The sequence below is a fragment of the Methylocaldum marinum genome, assembly GCF_003584645.1.
In the GTDB taxonomy this organism is placed as follows: Bacteria; Pseudomonadota; Gammaproteobacteria; order Methylococcales; family Methylococcaceae; genus Methylocaldum; species Methylocaldum marinum.
On sequence record NZ_AP017928.1, the window covers coordinates 3313727 to 3340306 of the forward strand.

The following is a 26580-nucleotide window of genomic DNA, read 5'->3' on the forward strand; positions in this document are numbered from 1 at the left end:
CCAAGCGTCTTTGTCGGCAAAGGATTGCCGACCTACGACTGTGCCGCTTTGTAGATACTGTTATCCGGGTCAAGTGCCATGGAGTGCTGGATCGAAGGGTTTTCCGGACTTGAGGACGCCGAAAGCGACCTGGAGGAGCTTGCGCATCATGGCACCGATGATGAGCTTGGCGGGCTTGCCCGAGAGCGCGAGCCGGTTCTTGAAGGGCTGGCCCCAAGCGGTCTTATACAGGATCACCATAGCCGGCATGTAGAGGGCTTTGCGCAAGAAGGCATGGCCGACTTTGGACAGCCGCGGCTTGGTTTTCACGCTCGTTCCGGACTCCTGCCGGCGCGGGTCGAGCCCGGCGAAGGCGACGGCTTGTCGGCTATTGGCGAAGCGGCTGGGCTCGGCATAGAAGGCGAGCAGAATGGCGATGGTGCGTTCCCCGATACCGGGGATGCTCTCGAGTAATTCGCGCTTTCCCTTCAGATCGGGGTTAGAGTCGATGTGCTCATTGATGGTTTTGATCAGGCTCTTGATCTGCTGATCGAGCCAATTCAGGTGTTCTTGAATGTTGGTGCGCACCGCGTCCCGGGCGACCTCCAGGCGGTTACTTTCCTGGGTCCGCAGGGCTTGCAACGCATCCAGACGCAACACGAGCGCGCGCAAGGCGATTTCGGCTTCGCTTCTCGCCTGCCAGGGAGGCGGATGGCGTTCGGCGCAAAATTCGGCGATGAGGCGCGCATCGACGGCATCGGTTTTGGTCCGGGTTAAGCGGGAAGCGGCATAGGCTTTGATTTGGGCGGGGTTGATGACGCTGACAGTGAACCCTTGGGTAGCCAAGCACTGGGCGACGTCTTCCCAATACACCCCAGTGGCTTCCATGCACACGTGAACATTCCGTGCCTCTGGGCCGGTGAGCCAAGTGACGAGGGTGGCGAACCCGTCTTGGGAGTTGGCGATGACTTTGGTTCGGAACTTCCCGTTGGGGAGGCGTAACGCGCAGTCCAGTTTGGCTTTGGCGACGTCAATTCCGAGATAAAACGTGGGCATCATGAACCTCAAATGATCTACCTTGTGAATGCGGGCTGCCGGCAAGCCGGGCCGAAGATACTGTTCGATCGCTCGATGAGGGTGAGCGACTGCTGCATCGATCTACGCAACGGGCTTGGTGTCCCAAGGGCGGGAACGGCATCCAGTCGCTCAAACCTGGAGCGCCCTCCAGGCCTGGGGTGACCGGTCGGGAGTCTTCTCCAACCCCTTCCGAACCACACGGAATTCATAATACAAGGTCGGGAATCCCTTCCCGACACCTTCGTCGGCAAAGGGTTGCCGACCTACCTGACCCCGGCACGAACCGCCCTAAAAGAACTTGCGCAAATCCATCCCCGCATAAAGCTGCGCCACCTGATTCCCATACCCGTTGAACGGCAAGGTGGGACGCTTGAAGAATTCGCCGATGCGGCGCTCCTTGGCCTGGCTCCAGCGGGGATGGTCGACCTCCGGGTTCACGTTGGCGTAGAACCCATATTCCCGCGTACCCGCCTTCATCCAGGTGGAAACCGGCTGCTTTTCCACGAAGCGGATGCGCACAATGGATTTGGCACTCTTGAAGCCGTACTTCCAGGGCACCACCAGCCGGATCGGCGCGCCGTTCTGCTTGGGCAGGACTTCGCCGTACAGCCCCACCGCGAGCAGGGTCAAGGGGTGCATGGCCTCGTCCATGCGCAGCCCTTCGACATAGGGCCAGTCCAGCACCGCCGAGCGCTGGCCCGGCATCTGCTCCGGGTCCAGCAGGGTAGTGAACGCCACGAACTTGGCGTTGCCCGTGGGTTCCGCCCGCTTGATCAGTTCCCCCAAAGGAAAGCCCACCCAGGGCACCACCATGGACCAGGCTTCGACGCAGCGCAGGCGATAGACGCGCTCTTCCAGCGGCGCCAGTTTCAATAGCTCGTCGATATCGTAGATCTTGGGCTTGCGGACTTCGCCCTCCACCGCCACCGTCCAGGGCCGGGTCTTGAGGCTTCCCGACCGTTGCGCGGGCGCTTCCTTGTCGGTACCGAACTCGTAGAAATTGTTGTAGCGGGTGATGTCCTCGTAAGGCGTGGCCTTGTCCGGCAGCACGTAATCGCTTTTCCGGACATCCGGCAGCTTCTCGCCGGCGGCGAGTCCGGGCGGCACGAGAGCCAGGGCCGAGGCGCCGGCCGCGAGTTGCAGGAAGCGCCTTCGCCCGTAGAACAGCTCGCGCGGGGTGATCTCCGAGAGCTTGATATCGGAGGGTTTCTTAATCAGCATGGCGATTGACCTCTTGAACGGGCTGATTCCAAATCGCTTTCAACGGGTTTCGCTTCGCTCTACCCATCCTACGATTATTAACCCGGCCTATAAATATAGGCCGGGTTAATCCGGGGCAGGGATGCCCCGGCGCTGCGACAAGCCGCGTGAGCCCAGGCCGGGCGTGTACCGGCCTGGGCGGCGGCCCGTAAATACCAGGAGGGTATTTACGGGCCTGATTAATAATGTTCACTCGAATGCCGCATGGAGTAAGGCCTGAGCGTCGGATAACCCTCGACGAAAACCAGGTCGGTTCCCTGGCCGGCTCATGACAGGAAAGACAGCTCTCGGCATAGCCCTTGGAAACGTTGAGATTTCGGTTGCCTGCCTGGTAGAGCGCCCATCCCCATCCCTCTCCCCAATTGGGATTTCCCTTGAAACGGCCGCGGGCGTCCTTGACCATCACGAACCAGACGGCGTTCTCCCCCGCCCATTGCGCCGGGCCGGTGGTCCTGGAGCCGGACTCGATCTTGCGGATTTCCTTCACCAGGACGGCGCCGTCGGGGAACCGGCCGGTTTTCCGAAAGGCCTCGACCGTTTCGGGTTGGGTTTAGACGTCGTGAAAGCCGTGTCCCGGCGCTTTCTGGTCGGCGACAATCCAGGACCCCAGATGGCTCCAGCGCTGCCGATACCCTTCCGGCAGCCGGATTTCGCCCGCCTCGCTCACGTAATCGGCGTAGGTTCCGGCCGCAAGCTCGTCAGCCCGGACGCCGGCCGAAAACACGGCGCCGGCCAGGACGATCGTTCGTACTAAGTAGTTCATGGTTTTTCCTTCTCGGTTCGGTTATCGGATTGCCTGGTTTTGCCGATCCGCCACCACGCTTCCAGCACCGTGGCCACGGACCAGGCCTGGGACGGACAGCCTTGCGGCGCGTGCGGCGGATCGGCGTCGAAAATTTCGCTGACGGTGCCCAGCCCCGCGTCCAACAGGTGATCGCGGATCGGTTGGAGGCGGCTCAAGGCCCGCCCGGCGTCGCCGCTCACCCGGAATTCGGCCAGGGCGTAGTGCCCCAGCAGCCAGGCCCAGACGGTACCCTGGTGATAGGCCCCGTCCCGCTCCCGCACGCCGCCCCGGTAGCCGGAGCGGTAATCGGCATGGCCCGGCGCCAGGGAGCGGAGGCCGTAGGACGTCAGCAGGGTCTTGCCACAGACCGCCAGCACCGCCGCCTGCCGGTCGGGGCTGAGCGGGCTGTAAGGCAGGCTGACCGCCAGGATCTGGTTGGGCCGGAGCGACCCATCGTCGCCGCCGGGTCCGTCCAGCACATCGAACAGCCCGCCGTTCGGATGGACGAAACGCCGGAACCCCAGGCGGACGAATTCGGCCAGCGTTTCGTATTCGTCTCCAGCCAGCTTCAGCCGGCCGGCGAAATCCGCCATGACGCGCAGCGCGTTGTACCAAAGGGCGTTGATCTCCACCGGCTTGCCGATGCGGGGCGTGACCACCCAGTCGCCCACCTTGGCGTCCATCCAGGTGAGCTGCACGCCGGGCTCGCCGGCCCGGATCAGGCCGTCGCGCTCGCTCATCCCGATCCCGAAGCGGGTGCCGGAACGGTAGCCGGCGACGATCTCCCGCAACGCCGGGAAAACCGCGCGCAACGCCGCCAAGTCGCCGGTGGCATCGACATAGGCCCGCCAGGCCTCGATGTACCAGAGCGCGGCGTCCACCGTGTTGTACTCCGGCACGGCACTACCCTCGGGAAACACGTTGGGCAGCATTCCCCGGTCGACGAAGCGGGCGAAGGTTTCCAGGATGCGCCGGGCCTCGTCGCAGCGCCCGGTCGCCAGGGGGAGTCCCGGCAGCGCGATCATGGTGTCCCGCCCCCAGTCGCCGAACCAGGGATAGCCGGCGATGACCGATACGCCGTCATCTCCGTTGGGAAGCCGCCTCGCAAACAGAAAACTGTCCGCCGCCAGCGCCAGCTGCCGAATCCAGTCCGGCGCGTCCCGCAGCTCGGGCACCGACAAGGCGGCGCGGGCCAGCACGCCGTCGTCGTATGCCTGACGGCGGTGCATCGCCTCCTCGACAGAGGGCGACGCGTCGGCATGCAGGCTGGCGGTCAGGCCGCTCCACTCGCCGTTGGCCAGAGGCAGGCGGCACTCGCCCACGCACAGATGATGGTCCCGGTCGGGAAGCCCGCGTGCCCGTTCCAACGGAAGATCGAAATTTTCGTACCAGGTCCGGTCCGGCCGAATGACGCCGCCCGGAGCCTTGAAGCTCAGGCGGTAAGGCGCGGAGCCGGAGCCCGGCGGATTCCGCACGATCAGCCCGTCCGCCCCGTCCGGCTCGATCGCCGGATTGAACCGCCGGGGCTCGGCATTGCCGTGGTGGTCGCGGGCGTTGGCCAGCAGCTTGATGCGGAGCGCCGGCTCCCGCGTCTGCGCCTTCGGCCAGTCGGCGCGGTACGCGAGGTATACGGTGGACGCCCCCGGCTCCAGCCAAAGCCGGAACGTCAGCCGAAAATCGCCGAAGGCGTAGACCCATTCCGGCATGCGTCCGTCCAGGCGAAAGCTCTCGAGATGGATGTGGCCGGCGGGATCGATGATGTCTCCGGGCCAGCGGTTACTGCACAGGGGCCGGGTTTTTCCGTCCAGCGCCAGCCAGGCGTCGGCCTTGGAGAACACCAGGGAGCGGCCGAGGGACGGCGCCAGGGGCGCCACCAGCAGCCCGTGATAACGGCGGGTCAGGGTACCGGCGGCGTATCCGCCCAAGCCGTCCGCTAGCCACCATTCGCGGCGTTCGGCTTCGGTCAGGTTGCCGCAGATTTCCCGGCCGAAGCGGATGAAGTCGGGTCTGATCACGATGTTGCCCTACCTCTGGTAACGGAAATCTGCGATTTCCCAGGGTGCGTTAGACGCATACCGTAACTCTCCGGGCGCCGATCGCCCAAGGTCGAGTGCGCCGTAACCCGCCGAAGCAAGGCTGTCTTCGAAAGATTTCCACGAATCACCGGTCCCGAAAATCGATCAGATCTGATGATACACAACTGTCAGCCTCCGTCCTCGAAACCGGGGTAAAGCGTCATCCCGCCGTCCACGTACAGGGTGGCGCCGGTGACGTAGTCCGATTCGTCCGAAGCGAGCCAAACCGCTGCCTTGGCGATATCGCGGGTGTGTCCGATCCGCCCGTAGGGAATCAACTCCAGCAGCCGGGTTTCCCGTTCCGGGGTCATCCAGGCGTCGTAATTGATGCAGGTCTTGATGGCGCCCGGCGAAATGCCGTTGACCCGGATCTTATGGACCGCCAGTTCCTGGGCCAGGGTTTTCATCAGCATCGCGACACCCGCTTTGGAAGCCGCGTAGTTGACGCGGCCGGCCCAGGGAATCACGTCGTGCACCGAGGACATGCAAATGATCTTGCCGGCCGAGACCGAAACCTCCGGATTCACGCCCCGGCGGATGAATTCCCGCGCCGCTTCCCTCGCGCACAGAAACTGCCCGGTCAGGTTGACGCGGATCACCGTTTCCCAGTCGTCCAGGCTCATTTCGGTCAGGGGCGCATCCCGCTGTAATCCGGCATTGTTCACCAGGATGTCGACGCCTCCGAAAGCCTTGATGGCGGCATCGAACAGAGTCCGCACCTGGTCCTCGCGGCTCACGTCGGCCTCGACGGCGACGGCTTCGCCGCCGTTGCCGCGGATGCGCTTCACCAGGGCATCCGCTTTCTCCGCTTCGGCGACGTAATTCACCACCACCCTGGCGCCGGCTTCGGCAAACCCTTCGACGATGGCCGCGCCGATGCCGGTATTGCCGCCGGTGACGATGGCGCACTGACCTTCCAGCAAGCGCCGCGCTGAATTAAGGCTCGAATTCATGGCTCGCTCCTCTTAATCAAATAAGGTCTAGCTGTTCGACAGCGGGAAACGCCATGACTCGCCCGCTGAGTTGCCGTCCCGGCTCCGGCGAGGCACCCACCATACGCTAGCGGAAGAAACGATGGATGCGGAATTTTTCATGATCTTTCTCCCGATAGGGGCTTTAGTGTTTTCTGCGCAAGACCGACTCGCGAGATATTCACGTGAGCAATCGTCCCGCCACGGTCGACCTAGAAGAAAAACCGGCGCAGTTACAAATAGTTATCAGAATTCCGCGAAAATGCCGGGGCCACCAATAATTGTGAGTGGTATGAGTGGAGGTCTATTTGGATTTTGTAGGAAAGTTTGCTGAGCGTAACCCTGTCCACAGTGCCAAAATTCCATACGGTGGCGACAAATCCAGAATCCCGGCACAATGGACACCGCTCTGATTTCGTTAGGGATATTCCGATGTCTGTCCGCATTGGTTTTGCCGCTTCTTTTGTCCATCCGATCGCCTTGGTCCTGCTGTTTGGAATAGCCCTCAGCGCCTGTATGTCCCGGAGCGTCAAAATCGATCCCATGATCCTCCGCGCAAAGTTTGAAGAAAAGATTCATGACAGCTTCGGACAGAAACGTGAGGAAATGCGTGCACGAGGCGCGCCGCCATCCGAATTTGACCGACTCTACCATCTGCTCGCAAACGCAAGAGGACGACTTCCGGACATCGCTCGATCAACGCGCTCTGCCGAGTTTGCCATTCCGGGCACCGAATCCAGCTTGGTCCATAGAGCGACGGTCCTGGTACAGAAACGTCACGTGGATTTTGCGTTGGAGTTTCTTGAAAAGAACCTAGCCGAGGGGCGGGAGCTTCATCGAGAAGCGCCTCGCCGATTGGCCGAAGCCGCCGTTTTGAAGTCTGACCTCTACGCTGTGAAACTCGAACGTGAGCACGCACGGCAGGCGATCTTAGAGGCTGTTGCGCTCGATGGCGGATGGTGGGAAGTTCATAACCGGCTTGGACTGTACCTTATTACTGAACACGGGAAACCCGATTGGGATGCCGCGGAACGAGAGTTCAAGGAAGCCGAACGCCTGGTGGAACGAGATGAAGATCGGATAGCCGTTCTAGGTAATCTGGGTTCTTACTTCCAACATCGAAAGCTATACACAGAAGCGGAAACCCGCTATCGGGAGGCGCTCCTGATAGGAGAAAGGACTTTGGGTCCGGAACATCCTGATCTGATCGGACATCTAGTGGATCTCGCCGACCTGCTTTACGCAACTCATCGGGCCCGCGAAGCCGAGCCGTTGTACCGCCGGGCAATGGCCATTTATGACAAGAGTTCGACGGCAGGTTTTTCTTGTCCAGGAGCGGTTTCCGTAAGAAATCTCGCAGAATTATTGAAGGCCGAGAATCACTTGGACGAAGCCGAGCCTTTTATGCGGCGAGCTGTAACATTGGTAGAACGCTGTGAAGGCCGGGAAAACCCGCAAACCGCATTCCAACTGTCCTCCCATGCCAAATTATTGCTGGACATGAACCGACCAGCAGAAGCAGAACCGTTATACCGCCATGCTCTCGCTATAACGAAACAAAGCTTAGGGCCGGAACATCCCCAGGTCGCCGTCAGTCTCAACAATCTCGCCCAGTTATTGTTTGCATTGCAACGTTTAGAAGAAGCGGAACCGTTATTTCGTCAAGCGTTAGCCATCGGCGAGAAGACGCTTGGACCTGAGCATCCCTATGTCGCTACTTACCTTGATAGTCTCGCTCAATTTCTATTCACTAAGAACCGATTTGTAGAGGCTGAGCCGCTGTTTCGCCGAGCATTGGCGATCCAAGAAAAAACATCCGGAAGGGAACATTCCCAAGTCGCCGTCCAGCTAAATAATCTCGCCCGCTGTTTGTTCTTCCTGCACCGCCCGCTAGAAGCGGAGCCTCTGTATCGACGAGCCCTAGCCATTAGCGAAAAGAGCTTTGGATCGGAGCACCCCAATATCGCCCCGCACCTAGATAATCTTGCTCAGCTATTGTCTGCGAAGAAACGTTTTTCCGAAGCTGAACCGTTATACCGGCGGGCGTTAGCCATTGATGAAAAACATTTTGGACGAGAGGATCCGAAGGTTGCCACACACTTGAACAACGTTGCGTTGCTGTTACAGGCAACCGGTCGAAATGCCGAAGCCGAGCCAATGATGCACCAAGCCGTGTTGATTCTTCTGAAGTCCTCACTTATCAGCGGAAAAATCCATCCCGATCTTCGAAAAATTTTCGCCAACTACTTTTGGCTGTCCCGATCAACGGGTTTAGGTGAAATCCAAATCCAGTGGAATCTTGCCGGCCTGAGGTTGGAAGCTGGTTACACTCCGGACGAATGGCAGAAAATACTAGAGAGCCTATAAACGTTATTAACGGCAGTTCGTAGGGTGGGTTAACGGACACGCGTAACCCGCCTTTCCGGAAAACGTCCTATCCCAAGCGACGACTGAATAGCAAGGAATTTCGGTCAAAACCGTAATCCCGGCACCCCGGACCCATGGGTGTGATAGACCATACCATCCTCAATCCCTGGGTTCCGGCAATCCCTGCCGGAACGGCGACGCAGTTGGTTAGTTTCGTAGCCCGCAAGCAGCACAGCGGAATACGGTTAACCGGCTGACTACCTCAAAACTCGACACGTACCGAACCCACCGCCGTCAGCGGTGCGCCGGGGTAAACGCCGAGGCGCGGGGACACGTTGATGTCCGGATCGGTCGATTCGTAATACCGCTTGTCGAGCAGGTTGCGGATGTTGAATTGGGTCGTGACGCGCGTCGGCCCGACTTTCAATCGGTATGCCGCGAAGGCGTCCATGCGCACGTAGCCGGGCAGCTGGAGACTGTTTTCGACATCGCCCTCGCGTTGCCCCGCCAATACGCCGCCCACGCCGAAACTCCAGCCTTCCGGCGCTTCGTAGCCGTTGACGTCGTATTTGATCCATAGGCTCGCGGCATGCTCGGGGACGTTGGTCAAACGGTTACCTTCATAACCTCTCACCACGCCGTTCAGCGTACGGTTGTCCTTCGTAATCCGGGCATCGGTGAAGGCATAGCTGGCGATGACGCTGGCGTGATCCGTGATCTGGCCGGTTACGTCGAGTTCGATACCCTGGCTGCGCTGCCGGCCGATCGCCACGCGGTCGTCGGGATCAGCCGTCGTCAGGTCGGGCGTGAGCAGGTTGTCCTTGGTGATGTGGTAGTAGGCTAAAGTGGCTATCAGGCGCTCATCGAACAGAGCGGTCTTGATGCCCGCTTCGAATTGCTCGCCGGTTTGCGGATCAAACGGCTTCCCGGTTGCGGATATCCCAGCGTTGTTGGCGCCGAGCGAGGTCGTCCAATTGCCGTAAACGCCCAGCCACTGCCAAGGCTGGTAGAGAATGCCCACGCGGGGGCTGAATCCGTCGTCTTTCCGGATGGTGTCGGGCAGGTTTTTGTCGGCCGCCGAGAAGGAGCTGCCCCGGCCTCTTCCCGTTTCGATCCAGTCGTAACGGCCACCACCCATGATATGCAGCTTGTCCCACAAGGTGATGTGGTCCTGGAAATAAACGCCGTGCCATTCGTCTTTGATTACCGAGCGGTTATTCGCAAATTCCGTCTCCAATACGGCGCTGTCAAATACGGCTTTGTCGATTCCATAACTGGGCGAAGGGTCGAATATGTTGATCGCCAGCGCCGGGTTGGGGGTGTTGTAAAATCCTTGGGTGCGGTATTGGGTGAAGGACCGGAAATAGTCGTATCCCACCAGGACCTCGTGTTGAGTCGGGCCGATCCGGAACTTGCCGGTCAGATCGAGGTTGGTGGTGTAGCCCTCGCTATCGTATCGCTGGAAAAAGACATTGCGCTGCAGGATGCCGGTAGCGGGATTCAACGCATTTCCAAAGGCCGGCGTAGGGTTGAGAAAGGTTTCGTCTCCATGACCGAAATTGGCGAGGAATCGGTTATGGATGGCCCAGTTCTCGTTGAACCGATGGTTGATTTCGGTACCCAGCAACACCCTGGAAATGTTGTCCAACGGGTCGTTGGGATCGCCGAAGGCGCGCCTTATCGGGATGTCCGCGGGGCGCTTGCCGATGACGGGCACGCCATAATCGCCTTGGTAGTCCTGATCGAGCCCTTCGATGTTGAGGGTGAAATCCGTCGATTCGGTGGGCCGCCAGGTGATGCTGGGATAGACCATGATTCTGTCATTGGAACCGAAATCCCGAAACGATTCGTTGTTCTGGTAGGAACCGGCGAAGCGATACAGCAAGGTCTTGTCATCGGTGATCGGGCCGGTCGCGTCCCATTCGGTGCGGTAAAAATCGTACGAGCCGAACCGTTGTTCCAGGGAGTAATAAGGTATGTCGAGCGCCCTTTTGGTCGTGATATGGATCAAGCCGCCGGGCTCCGTGCGACCGAACAGGACCGATGCCGGCCCCTTGAGCACGTCGACGCTTTGCAGATTGGCCGTATCGAATTCGGAACGAAAACCGCTCGGTATGGACATCAAGCCGTTGCGGTAGATCAAGGGATTGCGAAACCCGCGGACGATGAAACCACCGGTCGCGCCAAGGGAAGACTGAGGACGAACCCCGCTGACGTTTTCCAGTGCGTCCGTAATCCGCGTGGTTTTCTGATCCTCCATCACCGCTCGCGGTACTACCTGTATCGACACCGGCGTCTCCATGATCGGCGTGTCGGTCTTGGTGGCCGGAAATGTATCGGAAACGGTGTAGGTCTTGTCGTAGGGATCGGTCGGATCGTAATCCGCCTCCGCGTTGTCGACCACAGTGACCTTGTCCAGCGCCAGCATTTCGCCTCCTAGGGCGGAAGAGTCGTCACGGGCGGTTTTCTCGATCGTATAAGACCCTTGGCCGCTCGGGCGGGCGCTCAGGCCGCTGCCGTCGAGCAGTTTCCGCAGACCTTCCCGGGGCCCATAGGTGCCGGAAAGTCCTTGGGTTTTGAGGCCACGGGTCAAGGCGCTGTCGTAGACGAGCTGCACGCCGCTGGCTTCGGCGAAGCGGTTCAGGGCGGAGGCCAAAGGGCCCGGTGCGATGGCATAGGTTTGTCGAGTGCCGGTGACGGGCGGTTCGGCGGCCAGGCTCGGCGTGCCGCCCTGGAAACACGCCACGGCGGTTGAAAGTATCGCGGCGAATGGTCCACCGCAGCGGTTTAGTCTCCCTTGCTCCGAGCGTTTGTCGGACTGTTTCTGTGTCATGGTTCCCCCGAGTTGCGTCTATCGTTTTGTTTCCGCCGCAGTGGGCGGCTTCCTTTGGTATGACGCGGAGCTCGGGGAAATCCGGAAGTCGAAAATCGACTTTTCGTAGCCCGCATGCAGCGTAGCGGAATGCGGGCAATCCGAAACTTCGATCATCCCGGATTCCGCAGGCTTCATCCGGGCTACGTTGGCATGAATCACTCCGGATTTCGTTCACTCCATCCGGGCTACACTGGCGGACGGTCACGGATGCAGCAAGATCAGGTAATCGGTAAACCGGGTGATTTTAAGCCCCAAGGAATTCTCCAGCGCGGCGATGACGCCGGCGGGATCATCGGTGCGGAACACGCCGTTCACGGGACGCGCCCTCAAGGCCTTGTCGGTAATGACGATCAGGCCTCGATGGTAACGGCCGAGTTCGGTGACGATCTCCCCCAGCGGCTTGTTTTCGAAGACCAGCCGACCGCGGCGCCAGGCGGAAACGGCGTCGAGATCGGCCGAGCGGACTTCCGAGGGAGCGGAGTCGTTGGTATAGGTGGTTTGCTGGCCCGCCGCCAGGACGATTTTTCGATTCGGGGAACCGGGCGACCGGTAATCGACCTCGACCCGGCTTTCGATCACGGTCACCTGCACCTTTCCGTCCATGTTCTTGACATCGTAGACGGTTCCGAGAGCGGTGGCCGTGCCGTTTCCCGCCCGCACCACGAACGGCCGCGAGGGATCGTGCGCGACCTCGAACCAGGCTTCGCCCTCGAGCAGTTCGAGATGCCTCCGGTTCGGGCCGAAGTCGGTGTCGAACGCGCTGCCGCTGCTCAGATGGACGATCGAGCCGTCTTCCAGCTTGATGGTGCGGATTTCGCCGATCACGCTCCGGTATTCGGGTCTTGTCGCCAGCAAAGGGACCACGACCAGCGCCAGGAGCAGGCTTGCGGCCACGGCCCAGCGGGCTCTCGCGGGCTTACGAGGCCCGGCGGTGGCACGATTCGGAACGAAGCGCGGCTTGAGCGCGTCCAATTCGCCCCAAAACGCGCAAATTTCGGCGAAGGCCGCCCGGTGATCGGCGCTTTGCGCGCGCCAGGCTTCGAAGGCCTCGCGGTCGGCGTCGCCGAGTTCGCCGCTGTCGAGCTTGACCCACCAATGGCTGGCTTCTTCGCGCAGAGCTTTGGCGAGACGGGGTTGGTTCATGGGCAATGGATACCTTGAAAGGAACAAAGGCGAACGGCCGACGATTTCCGCCATTCTATCCCAGTAAGACGCGGCAGACGGCAGAATGAGGAATCGGCGATTGCGGAAAAGGGCTCAATCCAGGCTGTCGCGAAGAATGGCGAGGGCTTTGCGCAGGTGTTTTTCGACCGAACTGCGGCTTATCTCCAATCGTTCTGAAATCTCGGCCTGGCTCAGATCCTCGAATTTCCTCAGGATGAACACTTGCCGGCAGCGGGGCGGAAGATTCCGGACGGCTCGATACAGCCGGTCCAGCCGCTCTTGCGACTCGATGATTCTTTCGGGGTCGGGGGCCGTACCCGCGACGTCTTCAAGCTCGGCGTCGTCGGCGAGGTACCGGCTCTCGGTCCTGGCGCGCCGCTCATGATCGGTCGCGAGATTGAAAGCGATGCGATACATCAAGGCCCGGGGATTTTCGGCCTGCCGCCAGAGTTCGCCTTGGGCCAGCCGCCGATAGGTTTCCTGGAGGATGTCGGCGACGGTCTCCACGCAACCCAGGCGGCGGGTCAGCACCCGGCGGATTTCGGAATCGTAATCTTGCACCAGCTTCCCTAGGGAGAGAATAGACAGCGAAAACATGAAAGGCATGGGAGTCCTTGGCTCACGGAACTGCCCGAATGGCAAGCAACAATCGAGCCCTGCCGATCTCACCCAATGATTTCAATGTTTTGCGTTAAATTGGCCGCGAAGCATCCGCAAGAGTGAGGCATATCACGCAGTTGGTCCGATAAAGACTGCGTGCGTCAAACGGTGAGGGAGATTGCCGGCAATACATTCCGCAATCTTTATTGGCCGGCCGCGTCGGGCAGGAGTGAAAATGTGGACGGCGGGGTTCGAGCCTCACCACGACATCGGCTTGCATTCCAGATCTCACCGCGTTCGATCCGGGCTATGGGCGTCGCCGGTCAGCCCTGCTTGGGCCGCCTTATCCCCAGCTTGTGCATGCGAAAACGGAGGGTGCCGGGGTTGATCCCAAGAGCGCGGCGGCGCCGGTCTTGCCTCCGCTGGTCCAGCGGGCCTCTTCCAGGACTTTCGGCAGGTGACCGCGCTCCACGGACTCCAATGGCAGCTCGGAGACTCGGTCCACGCGGCGAAGATCTTGAATACGGAGAGATCCGCCGGACTCCCGCTTCATGGGTTCGTCGTCGATCAGGCCCGGGGCCCATTAGCCTCGCCGCCCGATCGACCAGCGGAACGGCGAGATAACTCTCGGCGCCGATATCGGCCAATTCCCGCCGATGGAGGGGAAAAAGCGCCTGTACGCCTTCAAACAACGGTCGCCGAAGGAATCTCACCACACTTTGCCGCGTTTTCTGATCGCTTCATAACATGCTTCCATGGTCTCGACGAAAGAATTCTCGCGCGCCCAGAATTCCGGAAAATCGCCCCCCTTCTTGATCAGCAAGGCCGGAACCGCGGGCGGGACGGCGGGTTCGATCCGCTCCGGCAAGCGCTTCCCGAGACGCCAGAACCGTTCCGCCGCCACCGCGCTCGGCAAGGGCTGCGGACGCGGACGCGTGAAATAGGAGTCGACGGTACTCACCGGTTCCTCCTGCTCGCTCAGGGCATCCGCCAGCACCCGCCCGAGCGGGGTCGCCCGCAGTTGCTTCATGAGTTCTTCGCGGGACAGGCCGCGCAGCTCGAACAATAGAAAGGGATCCTGGTCGAGTCTCGCCGCCAGGAAGTAATAAAGGCCGGCGACGTGTTTGCAGGGATTGGCCCAGTCCGGGCAGGAGCAATCGGTCTTCAGGTCCTTGGCGTCACGGGGTAGAAGGCGCAGTCCCAAGGCTTCGAACGGCTCTTCGATATTGTCCGGCATTTCATTGAGCAGCAGGCGCGAGACGAAAGCGGCGCGGCTGCCAAGGTCAGCGACCACTCGGCTCCAGTCGGAAGCGGCTATCGTTTTCAGCTCGACCAGGGTCTGGTAGTACGGCTCCTTGTAAATGCCGAAATAGGGATTGACGTTGCCGCGAACCGTCGCCGAAACCCGGTTCGACCGGACATTCCAGGACTTGATGCGTTCGCTGCCGGTATAGCCGCGTCCGCGCGCCAGCCGGGCCGGATCGGTGAATGCTTCGAGCGCTTGTATGAATTTGCGTCCCCACCAGGTACGTACGGTTTTCATGGTTCGCCCCCGTGCTTCAATCCAGTACCGCTTGCCGGTTCAGGGCGATGAGTTGCCTGAACGACTCATTGTCGAGCTTCGCGAGCCAGGATTCGTCGCTGCCGACGATGGTGCCGGCCACCTGCTTCTTGTCCTCTATCATCCGGTCTATGCGTTCTTCCAGGGTGCCGAGGGTGATGAACTTGTGCACGAACACATTGCGCGTCTGGCCGATGCGGAATGCCCGGTCGGTGGCCTGGTCCTCCACCGCCGGGTTCCACCAGCGGTCGAAATGGAACACATGATTGGCGCGGGTCAGGGTGATGCCGACGCCACCGGCCTTGAGCGAGAGGATGAATATCGAGGGCGGGCTCTCCGGATCCTGGAACTGCGCGATCATCCGTTCGCGGCGGTTGCGCGAGGTACCGCCGTGCAGATAGTAGGTCCGGCATTGCAGCGTGGCCCGGAGCTGGCGCTCCAGCGAGTCGCCGATCTCGGTGAACTGGGTGAACACCAGGGCGCTCTCGCCTTCGCCGAGCACCTCGCCCAGCATGTCGAGCAGGCGCTCCAGCTTGTGCGAGCGATCCGCCGTGAACGGGCTTCCATCCTGCAGGAATTGCGCGGGATGGTTGCAAATCTGCTTGAGCTTCATGAGGGTGGACAGCATCAGTCCCTGGCGCTGGATGCCCTCGCTCTCTTCCAGCTGGCGCTCCACGTCGCGCACCAGGGACTCGTACAGCGACGCCTGCTCCCGGCTCAGATTGCAGAACTGCCGGTTCTCCACCTTGGCCGGCAGATCCTTGATGATGGCGGGATCGGTCTTGACCCGGCGGAGGATGAACGGTTCGACCAGTTTCTTCAACAGCGCGGATTTCGCGAGATCGTTGTCCCGCTGGATCGGCTGTTCGTAGTTCTTGCGGAACTGCGCCTGTTTACCCAGATAGCCGGGGTTGAGGAAATTGAAGATGGACCACAGATCGAGCAGGCGGTTTTCCACCGGAGTGCCGGTCAGCGCGAGCCGGTAACCGGCGTCGAGCTGCAACACCGCCTTGGTCTGTGCGGCGACCGGGTTCTTGATGTTCTGCGCTTCGTCCAGGACCACGCGCCGCCAGCGAATCGCGGAAAACAGGCCGGCATCCTTGCGCAGCAGGGTGTAGGAGGTGATGACGACATCGCTGCGCGCGCATTCCTCCCGGAACGGCTGCTCGTCCTGGGTCCGACCGCTGCCGTGATGGATATGAGTCGCCAGCTGCGGGGCGAAGCGCTCGATTTCCTTCTGCCAATTGCCGATCACCGAGGTCGGGACGATCAGCAGGTTCGGCCCCGCGCAGTCCTCTTCTTCTTTCTCGAGAACCAGGCGGGCGATCACCTGTATGGTTTTCCCGAGGCCCATGTCGTCGGCCAGGCAGCCGCACAGCCCCAGTCGTTCGAGCAGACGCAGCCAGGCGACGCCGCGTTTCTGATATTCGCGCAGGCTGGCGTTCAGCCGCGGCGGATCGTCGACCGGTTCGAGCTGCCGGTGATCGCGTAGTTTAGCCAGCATGGCGGCGCAGGCGTCTTCCGGCTCCACCTCGAACAGTTCGTTTTCTTCAGCGCTGCGGCGCAGAAATTCGGGCAGGTTCAGGGTCTCCCCGGTTTCGCCCTGGGCCTTCCAGAAGGCCAGCATTTCCCGCATGCGATCGCGGTCGAGCGCCACCCATTGCCCGCGGAACCGCACCAGCGGCGTCTTGGTTTCGACCAACTGTTCCCATTCCTCGGCGCTGACGGTTTCGCCGCCGAGCGTAAGTTCGTAGCGATACTCGAGCAGCCGGTCCAGGCTCAAGCCGCTCATTGCGGCGACGGCCGCGGGTTTTCGGGCGCTCCCGGAGCCCCGCATGCGCAGCTTGGCGCGGCGGCGCCCTTGCGGCGTCCACCAGGCGGGAACGATCACCCGAAACCCCGCATCTTCCAGAACCCAGGCGGTTTCGTTGAGAAACTCGAACGCCTGCTCCAGGCTCAGGTCCAGGACGGTGGGCCGGTCGGATTCCAGGCCTTTCCACAAGTCCGGATAAATGCGTGCCGCTTGCCCCAGCCTCAGCAGCAGATTTTTCTCGAAATCCCGGCCGAAATTCTTGACCAGCGCCTGGCGCCCGGCCCCGCTCATCGCCCAATAGTCTTCCAGGGCCAGCTGCAGCGAAAAATCCCGGCATGCTGCCACGCGGAATTCCAGCCGCCAGCGGTCGGGCTCGGTTTCGCCCGCTTCGTGCAGCTGAAGACAGAGTTGAAACCCGGCTTCCCGCCGCTCGCCAGCCAGCCTGCGCCGCCACTGGCACCACTGGCGGTAGAGCGTCAGATCCCGGGTCGTCTGCCAGGGTTCCCTCGGTTCGCCGCGCAAGCAGGCCTCCATCGGAGAGCCCTGGATCCGTTTGGCCAGCGCCTGGGTCAGCCTGGCCCCGGTTACGCTGCGCTGGAGCAGCACTTCGGAACAATGCCGCAACAGGCTCTCGGCCTCGTAGCCGGGACCGGCGCTCGGCGGCATTCGTTCCGCCGCTTCCTGAATCAGGGTCTCGTAAGTGTCCGCGAGGAATTCGCAGCCCGCGTAAAGCTCGTAATCCCCGCCGGTCCCGGCGTGGAGGCGCAGCGACGGGATGTAGGCGTCCTTGAACAGGATCGCTTTCAGGGATTGAGTGAACCAGTACCAGAATAGAAAATCCGCGCCGGGCAGCCACTCCCGGGTGCGGAAAATCGACTGGAAGTGAACCTCGTTCAGATGGCCGACAGGATGTTCCGCGAGCCGCCAGCAGGCGATGTTCCATTCACCGGGTTCGCCCTGTTCCGGATTGTCGCGTTCGAGATAAGGCGCGAGTTCGGGACAGGCCATGGGCGCGCCGTCGTACCCGGGCAGCGTAAGCGTACATTCCACGAAGCGGTCCGCTCCCGCGGCAATGCCTAGCTCCGCGAGCAGTGCGCGCAGCTCCTTGGCGGATAAATGGCGGGGATGCCGGTTACGGGGGGGCCGTTCGGACGCCGGCTCGGAGGTCTCCACCCACAGGTGGAAATCCCCGTTTTGAAAAAACCGGGTGCCCGGTTCGGGAAGCCAGAATGCGTGAACGACTTTCATGGCTGAATTATCGGTATTCACGCGCGTGAATGGTATACCGATCGTGCGGTTTTTCCATGGCCCGCCGTCCTTTTCACTCTTTCAGTCCGCTGGTGGCGATACCTTGCACGAAAAGCCGCTGAAACACCAGGAATATGATCAGGGTCGGAAGAGCGAAGAGCACGGCGCCCGCCATCAGCAGGGTCCATTCGACCCTGAACTCGTAGCGGAACATGGCGAGGCCGACCGGGAGGGTGAAGCGGTCGCTGCTGGTGGTCGCGACCAGCGGCCACAGGAATTCGTTCCAATTGCCCTGGAAGGTATAGATGGCGAGGGCCGCCAGCGCGGGCCTGGAAGCCGGCAGCACCACTCGCCAGAACACCTGGAACCGATTGCAGCCGTCGATACGGGCCGCTTCTTCCAATTGCCCGGGGATGGATTCGAAAAACTGCTTCATCAGAAAGATGCCGACCACCTGAACCGTGGCCGGCGCAATCAATGCGGTATAGGTATTCACCAGGTCCAGGGCATTCAGGAGCATGAACTTGGGCACCAGGGTCACGTGAGCGGGCACCATGAGGGTTGCCAGTAACAGGACGAAGAGCAGATTGCGCCCCGGGAAGCGTAAACGCGCGAAGGCATAACCGGCGAGCGCGTCGAAAAAGAGATTCGCCAGCGTCACCGCCACGGCCACCGCCGCGCTGTTGAGCAGCCATCGGCCGAACGGAATTTCGGTCCATAGCCGCCGGTAATTATCCAGGGTGAAGGGGGCCGGAATGAACTCGATCGGCCAGCCGAACACGTCCCCCGGCAGCTGAAACGAGATCGACAGCGACCACAGGAAGGGCAAGGCGAAGACTGCGGTCGCCGCGAGCAAGAGCGCGAGGACCGCGAATCGCCGGATGAGGCTTCGGACAGCGCCGCCCCTCGTCATGGCGCTTCCGGGCGAACGATCTTCCGCTGTATCCCGGTGACCAGCAGGATGATCGCGAACAGCACTACCGCCGCGGCGGCGGCATAGCCGAACCGAAAATAGCGGAAGGCGCTGTTATAGATGAAATAGCTGAGCGTGGTGGTGGCGTTGACCGGTCCGCCCGCGCTCATCATGTAGATTTGATCGAACACCTGGAAGCAGCCGATGATCCCCAGGGTGACCACGAAGAACAGCGTCGGCCCGAGGCCCGGCAGCGTCACGTGCCGGAACCGCGCCCACGGTCCGGCGCCGTCGAGCCGGGCGGCTTCGTAAAGCGATGCCGGGATGTTCTGGAGCCCGGCCAGCAGCGCCACCATGAAGTAACCCGAGGTCGACCACACGTTGAGCGCCATGATCGCGCCGAGCGCATAGCGGGGCGATCCGATCCAGTCGGGACCGGCGATTCCGAACCGGGACAGGATGTAATTGAGCAGGCCCGGCTTCGAGTAAATCCACAAAAAGATGATGGACGTCACCACCGACGAGGTGATCGCCGGAATGTAAAATGCCGCCCGAAAAAATCCCCGGGCGGGAATGTTCCGGTTGACGGCGAGCGCCAGAACCAGGGCCAGAAGGGTCTGGGCCGGCACCACGCCGAGCACGTAGGCCGTCGTGTTGCGCAGGGACGTGAAAAACAACTCGTCGCCGGCCAATTCGACGAAATTCTCGACACCCAGGAAGTGCTGTTCGGGCCGGAAAAGATTCCAGTCGAAAAAGGCGACGACGAAAATGAAGACCAGCGGACCGAATACGAAAAGCGTCAGAACCGCCAGGGCCGGAAACAGGAAAAAATAAGCCGCCCGCGCCTCGCGGCGGCGCTCGGACCGGCCTGCGAGTCGGGCTCTTGAATGGGTTAACTCGGACATCGGCATAATTCCATTCGGCATTCGAGCGAATATCCTAAAAACCGCAGTTGACTACCGAAATGACCGCAATGCCCCATCAGCCGCCGCATTCCCTCACCCCCAACCCCTCTCCCAGAGGGAGAGGGGCTAAACTCCCTTCTCCCGAACCTCAAAACTCCCTCTCCCTTTGGGAGAGGGGCGGGTGAGGCTCTTGGAGAAGGGCTGGGGATGAGGGCCTGGCGCTTTTCAGGTTGTATCCAACTGCCGGATTTAGAAATATTCATTGGATGGGTAGAGCGAAGCGAAACCCATCGATTCGAGGTCGCTCGGTGGGTTACTGCCTCCGGCCCAACCCACCCCACAAAAAATTCAATGACTTATTGAAAGCGGTTTGGAATAACTCAGCCCTTCCGCGTTGATGCCAGTATTTCTTCGTCCTGTTGATCCACGCTTACCGTGCCGCGGAGACGGCGCTTGGGAGCCGGCGATTATCCTATTCACGGCGCCGGGCATCGGTGTACAAGCGCCCGCCCCTTTCCAGACGGCGTTTTAAGTCTTTCAGCGTCGGCCGAACCTCTGCGCCGGTCAGGAATACGGCCTGCAGCGCGCTCTGGGTTTCGTCGAGGACGCGCTGGTTAACCCGGAATCGCCAGATCCGCGCATGGGCCAGGCTTTGCATGAAAACCCGCTTCAAGGGATCGCGCTCGATCGCCGCCTCACGCGCGACCGAACGCCGCGCCGGCAGGCCGACGTCGGATTCGGCCCAGATGCGCCCGCCCTCCGGGCCGGTGAGATAGCGCAGCAACTGCCAGGCCTTGTCCGGGTCCGCGGTCCTTTTCGGGATGGCGTAGCCGACCGCGAACGCGACCGAGGCCGCCTGCTTTCCGACCGGCAGCGGAGCGGCCCGATACGGGGTGTGGGCATAGGTCTCGTTCATGAAATTCGCGGACCAGAGACCCGAAATCGCCATGGCGACGCGCCGCCGGCCGAACGCATCCATGTTCCAGGCGGCGCCGACATCCGAAGGCATGACGGCAATGCCGCCGCGCTTCATTCGCTGGAGAAATTCGAGCGCCTCGGCGAAGGCGGGCTGGTCGAAAACGGCGCGGCCTTGCGCATCGATATACTCGCCCCGGTTCTGCCAGACGAAAGGCAGCAAGTATTCGAGATCCTCGGCGTGGCAGTAACCGTACTGATCGATGCTGCCGTCGCCGGTGCGGGTGAGCCGCCGGGCATGTTCGGCGAACTCGCGCCAGCTCCGCGGGGCTTCCCCGAGTCCGGCAGCGGCGAACATCGCCGGGTTGAAATAAAGCGCGAGCGTCGAATAATCCTTGGGCAAGCCGTATAGCGCACCGCCGAAGCGAAAGGCATCGAGCAGCACCGGCTCGAAATCATCCGGAAAAAAGCCCGGGTCTTGGGCGAGGAAGCGATCCAGCGGCAGCAAGACGTCGTAATCGACCAGCAGCGGAATCCAGAAAGCCTCGATCATCACCACCTCGGGCGCGGTCCCGGTGGCCAGCATAAGCAGCAGCTTGTCCATGTAATTGGCCGTGATCGGCTCGTACCGAACCGGTAGATCGGGATGGCCCTGTTCGAAGGTGTCGATGAACCTGCGGGTGAGGGTCTCCTCGACCGGCGAGGCGATCCAGCCGGTGAGACGGACCGAATCCGAATCCTGCCGGCCACATCCGGACAGAAAGCATGCAAGAACCAGAACAATCCACCCGAAAGGCGCGATACGGCTCATCGATACATTCCACGTCCTTAGAATCTCAAATCTGCCCGGCGTTTCCGGCTACTGAATCCCGGACACCGATAAATCTGAGACCAGCGCGCAAATCCGAAGTTTGAAGCGGACTAGGACGGCGCACTCTGAACCCGGCGGCCGACATCCATGCCCGCCTTGCATGCCGGCAGGCATACGATGAACTCGCTGCCTTTGCCGAGCCCTTCGCTTTTGGCCTCAACCCAGCCGCCATGCAGTTCGACGATCTTTTGCACGATCGTCAGCCCCAGCCCCAGCCCCCCTTGCGCCCGGTCCAGGGTGCGCTCGGCCTGGGTGAAAAGATTGAAGAGCTTGGGCAGCAGATTTTTCGGGATGCCTTCCCCGGTATCGCGGACCGAAATCATCGCATCGCCATCCCGGCACACGGCGCTCAGCCAGATGGTCCCGCCTTCCGGCGTGTACTTGGCGGCATTGTTGAGCAGATTTCCCACGACCTGCGCCAGGCGCATGGTATCGCCGTTCAGCCATAACGGTCCTTCCGGCAGGGAGAGGTTGAGTTCGTGATGGCGCGCCTCGATCATTGGCCGGCTGGTTTCGAGCGCCAGGTCGATCACCTTGTCCATCTCGACCTCGGTCTTATGCAAGGTGATCTTGCCCTGGACGATGCGCGTGACATCGAGCAGATCGTCCACCAGGTTCGCCAGCTGATTGACTTGCCGGTCGATCACGTCGCCCGCCCAGGACAGCTTGGGATGGGGCAGACCGATCTTCTTCATCACTTTTACCGCATTCCGGATCGGCGCCAGGGGATTCCTGAGTTCGTGCCCCAGCATCGCCAGGAATTCGTCCTTGCGGCGGTCCGACTCGCGCAGTGCCTGTTCGGCCTGCTTGCGCTCCGTGATGTCCAGAAACGCCCCGATACATTGGCGGACACCGCCATCCGGATCCCGCGAAAAAACCGAATCGCGCGATAAACACCAGATCCAGCGGCCGTCCGCCGTCTTGAAGCGGTACTCGATCTCCTCGACCTCGCCATCCGCGATGCGCGCCAGATTTTCCATGTGGGCGGCGATGCGCTCCTGATCGTCCGGGTGAAACAGGGCAAAAAACGCCCGCCCGCGTATGGCATTGAGATCGTCCAGCGTGTAACCGGTGAGCCGGGTGTACTGGGCGTTTATGAAAATGTCGGTGCCGGTCCTGATGTCATAGATGTAAAGGCCGTTCAGGGAAGACATCAAAACCTTATGAGCGAAGATTTCCTCGTCCCTGAGCTTTTGCTCGGTCTCCCAATGCTCGATGATTTCCGTCTTCAGTTCTCTGTCGCGATCGAGCGCCGCTTTCGCCGCCTGGGCCTCCGCCTTTTTCAAGCGATCGATCACCAGGCTGAGCAGCATTCCGACGCTGAAAAGAAGCAGCAATCGCAGCCGCTCGGCGGCCACGGCCACGTCCAGCGAGAACTCCGGCTCCACCAGGAAATACGCGCCGACGAAGGTGCTCAATGCGGTGGCAAAAAACCCCGCAGCCAAGCCGCCGTTCCAGGCTGCGGGCATCACCGCCGTCAAGAACAGGAGGAGCGGCGGCGATCCCTCGAAAACCGGACCGAGAAACGTCAGAATCAGTGACACGGCCGATGTGCCGAGCACCGCCAGGACGTAGCTGTTCAAAAAAAGCCGTTTGATGTGAGTGCGCTCCGTATTGAAAGCACTCCGTGCCGGTAGGTAGAGTTACTTAAATCGACGAACCTCGTTAAGACTGTCACGATCAACCGGAAGTTTCCTCGCTCGGGGCGTTTTACCCGCTGGATAGTCCCGCAGTCCCTTGCCGGCGACCGATCCGAACCATCCCGAAGATCCCGGCGCAGCGCTCGACCATGCGCCGCTCTTCAAGCGACTACTCGCCGCGTATGATCTGCCTGATCATGTAGTGAACCGCGTCTTGCACGGTTTCGTCGCTCAGATCGGAATGGGCGCCTTTTTCCGGCATGCCCAAGAACCCCTTCGTCGCATGGTCCGTCAACAGCGAAGGAAAACCCAAGGTCCGTGCTTCCCAAGCCTCGCGATCGTCCAGCATGGGAGCCTCGTCCCGGCCGGAATCGTGGCATTCCGAACAGAAGGCATTGTAGGCGTACCTGCCGCGGGTGTAATCCGGCGGACGGGATGTCGCCTGCAAGGACGTTTTCGTCTCGGGTTCGGCGCAGCCGGCCAACATCAGGGTACAGTAAACGGCAATGATCGATCGGTTCAAAAACTTATACATAAGCAAATCGGCTACGATGAAAGCGAGTTTGGACAGCATGACACGAACCGGGCGCTTATGATAAGCGCATCGTAATTCAGCCGCTCAGCGAACCTGCAAACCCACCAGAGTGATATCGTCCGCGAACTCGCTCTTGCCGCAGAAGGTTCGCAGTTCGTTCATCAGTTTTCGAATGGTGGTTTCCGGCGCATCCGAGCGGTCGAGGGTGAACAAATGGCACAGTCTGGAAATGCCGAAAAATTCGCCCTGTTCGTTCTGCGCCTCGATGACGCCGTCGGTGTAGAGCAACAAACGGTCGCCCGGCTCCAGGACCAGGCTTTTTTCCTCGAACAACACGTCCCGCTTGACGCCCAGGATCAGCCCTTCAGCATCCAGCTCCCGGCAGGTCCAATCACCCCGCCTCAATAACAAGGCGCGATTGTGTCCGGCATTGGCATAACGCAGCCGGCGTTTTCGGAAATCGTATTTCAGGTAGAACATGGTGATGAAAAGCTCGGCCGCACTCAAGTCCTCGTACAAAAGATGATTGAGCGCCCGCAGCACCTCGGCGGCGCTCTGCGGCGCCGGGTTGTCCGGTGTCTTGCGGGTCTCGGCTTTCAGAGTGCTGCGCATCTCGGTCATGATGAGCGCTGCGCCCACGCTGTGGCCCGATACATCCGCAACGACGATATCCGCGTTTTCGTCGTAATGGAAATAATCGAAGTAATCGCCGCCGACGTGGGTCGCCGGGACGCAGATTCCGGCAACCTCGAACATCGGGAGCCGCAAGGGTTTTTTCGGCAACAGCGAGAGTTGAATGTGCTTGGCGATCTCGAGCTCGTGCCGCTCTTCTTCGGCTCGCCGGCGCTCGGTGACATCGGTCTGAATGCCGATGTAATGCGTGACGACGCCCTGTTCGTCCCGAACCGGTGACAGCAGCAGCTCATTCCAGAAGGGTGTCCCGTCCTTCCGATAATTCCGCAGCACCACTTCGCAACCGGTTCCCCGCTTTAAGTCCTCGCGGATCTTGTTCTTGGCGTCTTCTTCGGTTTCCGGGCCCTGTAGTATTCGAAGACTCCGTCCGAGCAATTCCTCGCGCGAATAACCCGTAATCCGGGACAGGGCCGGATTGACGTACAGGTTCGGGTAATGCGGCTGGCGGGCATCGGCGATGACGATGCCGACGCTCGCCGCTTCGATGGCGCGCTCGCGCAGCCGCAGGGCGTCCTCGGCCCGCTTGCGGGCGGTGATATCCAGATCCATGCCGCGCCACTTGATGACCCGCCCCTGATCGTCGAGTATCGGCGCGCCGGTGGATTCGGTGAAAACCTCGTGTCCGTCCCGATGTCGGTAGTGATTGATCAGCTTGTAAAAAGACTCGTGAACACGACCGGGCGGCGGAAGCGTTTCGGTCCACCGCTGCCGATCCTCGGGCGTCAGCAGATCCAGATAGCGCTTGCCGATGATTTCCTCGGGCTTCAAGCCGAGAATGGCATGCACCGACCCGCTGCTGTAGACGTAACGTCCTTCCGGATCCTGCTCCCACAACCACTCCCCGACCATTTCCGCGACCTGGCGGAAACGCTCTTCGCTCTCCTCGAGCGCCTCCTTGTCGCGCTTTTGCTCGGTAATGTCCCGCTGGGTCGCGAGATAACGGGTGACTTTTCCGGACCCGTCGCGGATCGGCGTAATCGTTTCCAGCGCCCAATACAGCTCGCCCGATTTTTTCCGGTCCTGAATTTCCCCTTGCCACTCGTTTCCGGCCTGGATCGTTTCCCACAGTCGCCGATAGATGCCCGGCGGCATCACGCCCGACTGCAATAGGCGCGGATTCCGACCGATCACTTCGTCGATGGTGTAGCCCGTGAGGAGGCTGAAGGCGCGGTTCACGAAAGTAATCCGTCCTTCCAGATCGGCGATCATGATCGCGTTCGGACTTTGTTCCACCGCCCCGGACAGAATCGTCAAATATTCCTCATTCTGTTTTCGGCGGGTCAAATCGTGGGTAATCCCGACGAATAACCGGCGATTTCCCTGCCGAAGCTCGCCGATCGAGAGATACATCGGGAACACGCTGCCGTCCTTGCGCCGCCCGGAGACTTCCCGGCCGGTACCAATGATTTTTTTGATGCCGGTCCTGCGGTAGTTGGCGAGATATCCATCGTGCTCTTCGCGATACGGCGAAGGCATGAGCCGGTGGACATTCTCTCCGATCAATTCTTCCCGTCGATAGCCGAAAAGCCGTTCGGCGGCGGGATTGAGCAGCTGGATGATTCCCGTGTCGTTAATGACGATGACGCCGTCGGTAATGGTGTCGAGTATCGCCCTGAGGTTGGATTCCGTATCGAACGCGCCGCCCCGGTCCGCACACGGTCCGATGCAGCTCAGGTGAAGAAGATTCAGACGGACGCCGGCCTCCTTCAAGGGCGTCAGCCGATAGCGGGCTCCGAATACCGTTCCGTCCCTGCGGCGGAACCGCGCCTCGTTGGTGCCGAAGAACCGTTCCTGGGCGATCGATGCAGGTTTGCGTTCCCGGCGCAACGGTGTCGGTTCCGACGACACCTCCAGTTCCGAAAACACGGCTCGGCCACGAAACTCTTCTTCGGAATATCCGAACAACTCCTCCGACGCCCGGTTCATAAAGACGAGACGGCCGGCCTCGTCAAGCATGCACACCGCATCGTCGATGCCGTCCAGCAGGGCACGGGCAAAGCGATCGACCGAAATGAATTCGGACATCCCGTTCAAGAACTTCGATGCTGGATCGCTCATTTTTTCCTGTGGCATAGACCGACCTGAATTAACTAAACCGCTCGCCCCTACGGAAAAGTCGGCGATCGGCCGGCGCCGATCGGTGGACTTCCGGGTTTCTTGCTTAGGCGGCGGTTTCGATGATTACGAAAACCATTCGAGTTCAAGCTTGATTAGGCCGATTAGACTGATCGGCGCCGCTGGTACTGCCTTACCTTAGTTGGACTTATTATGACCGGTATGATTTCGGATAGAGAAATATCGATCATGGTGAATAGTGCCAACCCGAAGGAACGG

18 protein-coding genes and 1 pseudogene are annotated in these 26580 nt (G+C 60.8%); 1 reads left to right on the forward strand and 18 read right to left on the reverse strand.

Translation table 11 applies throughout. The features are described from left to right. Window positions 1-69: 69 nt before the first annotated feature. The 6 genes and pseudogenes from sS8_RS14580 to sS8_RS14600 form a co-directional block, all read right to left on the reverse strand. Window positions 70-1035 carry an IS110 family RNA-guided transposase gene (locus sS8_RS14580; protein ID WP_084161956.1) on the reverse strand — a complete coding sequence of 322 codons (966 nt, stop codon included), beginning with the start codon at window positions 1033-1035 and terminating at the stop codon, window positions 70-72. A gap of 309 nt (window positions 1036-1344) precedes the next feature. Beyond that, window positions 1345-2277, reverse strand: a complete 933-nt coding sequence (gene msrP, locus sS8_RS14585) for a protein-methionine-sulfoxide reductase catalytic subunit MsrP (RefSeq protein ID WP_408631148.1) — start codon at window positions 2275-2277, stop codon at window positions 1345-1347. Further along, window positions 2267-2851, reverse strand: a pseudogene (locus tag sS8_RS29985) (cytochrome P460 family protein); the annotation flags it as partial. The pseudogene sS8_RS29985 and the gene msrP, both read right to left, overlap by 11 nt. A gap of 15 nt (window positions 2852-2866) precedes the next feature. After that, entirely contained in the window at window positions 2867-3079 is a 213-nt protein-coding gene (locus sS8_RS28695) for a hypothetical protein (protein ID WP_197716529.1), read from the reverse strand. Then, window positions 3076-5115, reverse strand: coding sequence for an amylo-alpha-1,6-glucosidase (locus tag sS8_RS14595; protein ID WP_197716530.1), 2040 nt, complete (start codon window positions 5113-5115; stop codon window positions 3076-3078). Before sS8_RS14595 ends, sS8_RS28695 begins: the two co-directional genes overlap by 4 nt. A 188-nt stretch (window positions 5116-5303) precedes the next feature. Further along, window positions 5304-6128, reverse strand: a complete 825-nt coding sequence (locus tag sS8_RS14600; RefSeq protein WP_119630246.1) for an SDR family oxidoreductase — start codon at window positions 6126-6128, stop codon at window positions 5304-5306. Window positions 6129-6578: 450 nt separating this feature from the next. Here sS8_RS14600 and sS8_RS14605 point away from each other — a divergent pair, with 450 nt between their 5' ends. Further along, window positions 6579-8513, forward strand: a complete 1935-nt coding sequence (locus sS8_RS14605) for a tetratricopeptide repeat protein (protein ID WP_119630247.1) — start codon at window positions 6579-6581, stop codon at window positions 8511-8513. Between the two features lie 262 nt (window positions 8514-8775). Here the strand turns inward: sS8_RS14605 and sS8_RS14610 are convergent, their stop codons facing one another. The 12 genes from sS8_RS14610 to sS8_RS14665 all read right to left on the reverse strand — a co-directional run bounded on the left by sS8_RS14610 (window position 8776) and on the right by sS8_RS14665 (window position 26304). Continuing rightward, the gene (locus sS8_RS14610) at window positions 8776-11346 is read right to left on the reverse strand and encodes a TonB-dependent siderophore receptor (protein ID WP_119630248.1); all 2571 of its coding nucleotides are present in this window, start codon (window positions 11344-11346) and stop codon (window positions 8776-8778) included. Window positions 11347-11589: 243 nt separating this feature from the next. Beyond that, complete coding sequence (locus tag sS8_RS14615; protein ID WP_170161089.1) at window positions 11590-12531, reverse strand: FecR family protein; 942 nt, start codon at window positions 12529-12531, stop codon at window positions 11590-11592. 114 nt (window positions 12532-12645) lie between these two features. Next, window positions 12646-13158, reverse strand: coding sequence for an RNA polymerase sigma factor (locus sS8_RS14620; RefSeq protein WP_232020319.1), 513 nt, complete (start codon window positions 13156-13158; stop codon window positions 12646-12648). Between the two features lie 337 nt (window positions 13159-13495). Beyond that, entirely contained in the window at window positions 13496-13705 is a 210-nt protein-coding gene (locus sS8_RS14625; RefSeq protein ID WP_119630250.1) for a hypothetical protein, read from the reverse strand. 156 nt (window positions 13706-13861) lie between these two features. Further along, entirely contained in the window at window positions 13862-14695 is an 834-nt protein-coding gene (locus sS8_RS14630) for an SWIM zinc finger family protein (protein ID WP_119630251.1), read from the reverse strand. 16 nt (window positions 14696-14711) lie between these two features. Beyond that, the gene (locus tag sS8_RS14635) at window positions 14712-17774 is read right to left on the reverse strand and encodes a DEAD/DEAH box helicase (protein ID WP_119630252.1); all 3063 of its coding nucleotides are present in this window, start codon (window positions 17772-17774) and stop codon (window positions 14712-14714) included. A 73-nt stretch (window positions 17775-17847) separates the two neighbouring features. Then, window positions 17848-18687, reverse strand: a complete 840-nt coding sequence (locus sS8_RS14640; RefSeq protein ID WP_119630253.1) for a carbohydrate ABC transporter permease — start codon at window positions 18685-18687, stop codon at window positions 17848-17850. Continuing rightward, complete coding sequence (locus sS8_RS14645) at window positions 18684-19592, reverse strand: carbohydrate ABC transporter permease (protein WP_170161090.1); 909 nt, start codon at window positions 19590-19592, stop codon at window positions 18684-18686. Before sS8_RS14645 ends, sS8_RS14640 begins: the two co-directional genes overlap by 4 nt. 472 nt (window positions 19593-20064) lie before the next feature. After that, window positions 20065-21318 carry an ABC transporter substrate-binding protein gene (locus tag sS8_RS14650; RefSeq protein ID WP_119630255.1) on the reverse strand — a complete coding sequence of 418 codons (1254 nt, stop codon included), beginning with the start codon at window positions 21316-21318 and terminating at the stop codon, window positions 20065-20067. 110 nt (window positions 21319-21428) lie between these two features. After that, window positions 21429-22961, reverse strand: a complete 1533-nt coding sequence (locus sS8_RS14655) for a sensor histidine kinase (RefSeq protein WP_119630256.1) — start codon at window positions 22959-22961, stop codon at window positions 21429-21431. A 226-nt stretch (window positions 22962-23187) separates the two neighbouring features. Then, a complete protein-coding gene (locus tag sS8_RS14660; RefSeq protein WP_170161091.1) occupies window positions 23188-23553 on the reverse strand; it encodes a c-type cytochrome in 366 nt (121 codons plus the stop codon). A gap of 84 nt (window positions 23554-23637) precedes the next feature. Then, entirely contained in the window at window positions 23638-26304 is a 2667-nt protein-coding gene (locus sS8_RS14665; protein WP_232020320.1) for a SpoIIE family protein phosphatase, read from the reverse strand. Window positions 26305-26580 lie beyond the last annotated feature (276 nt).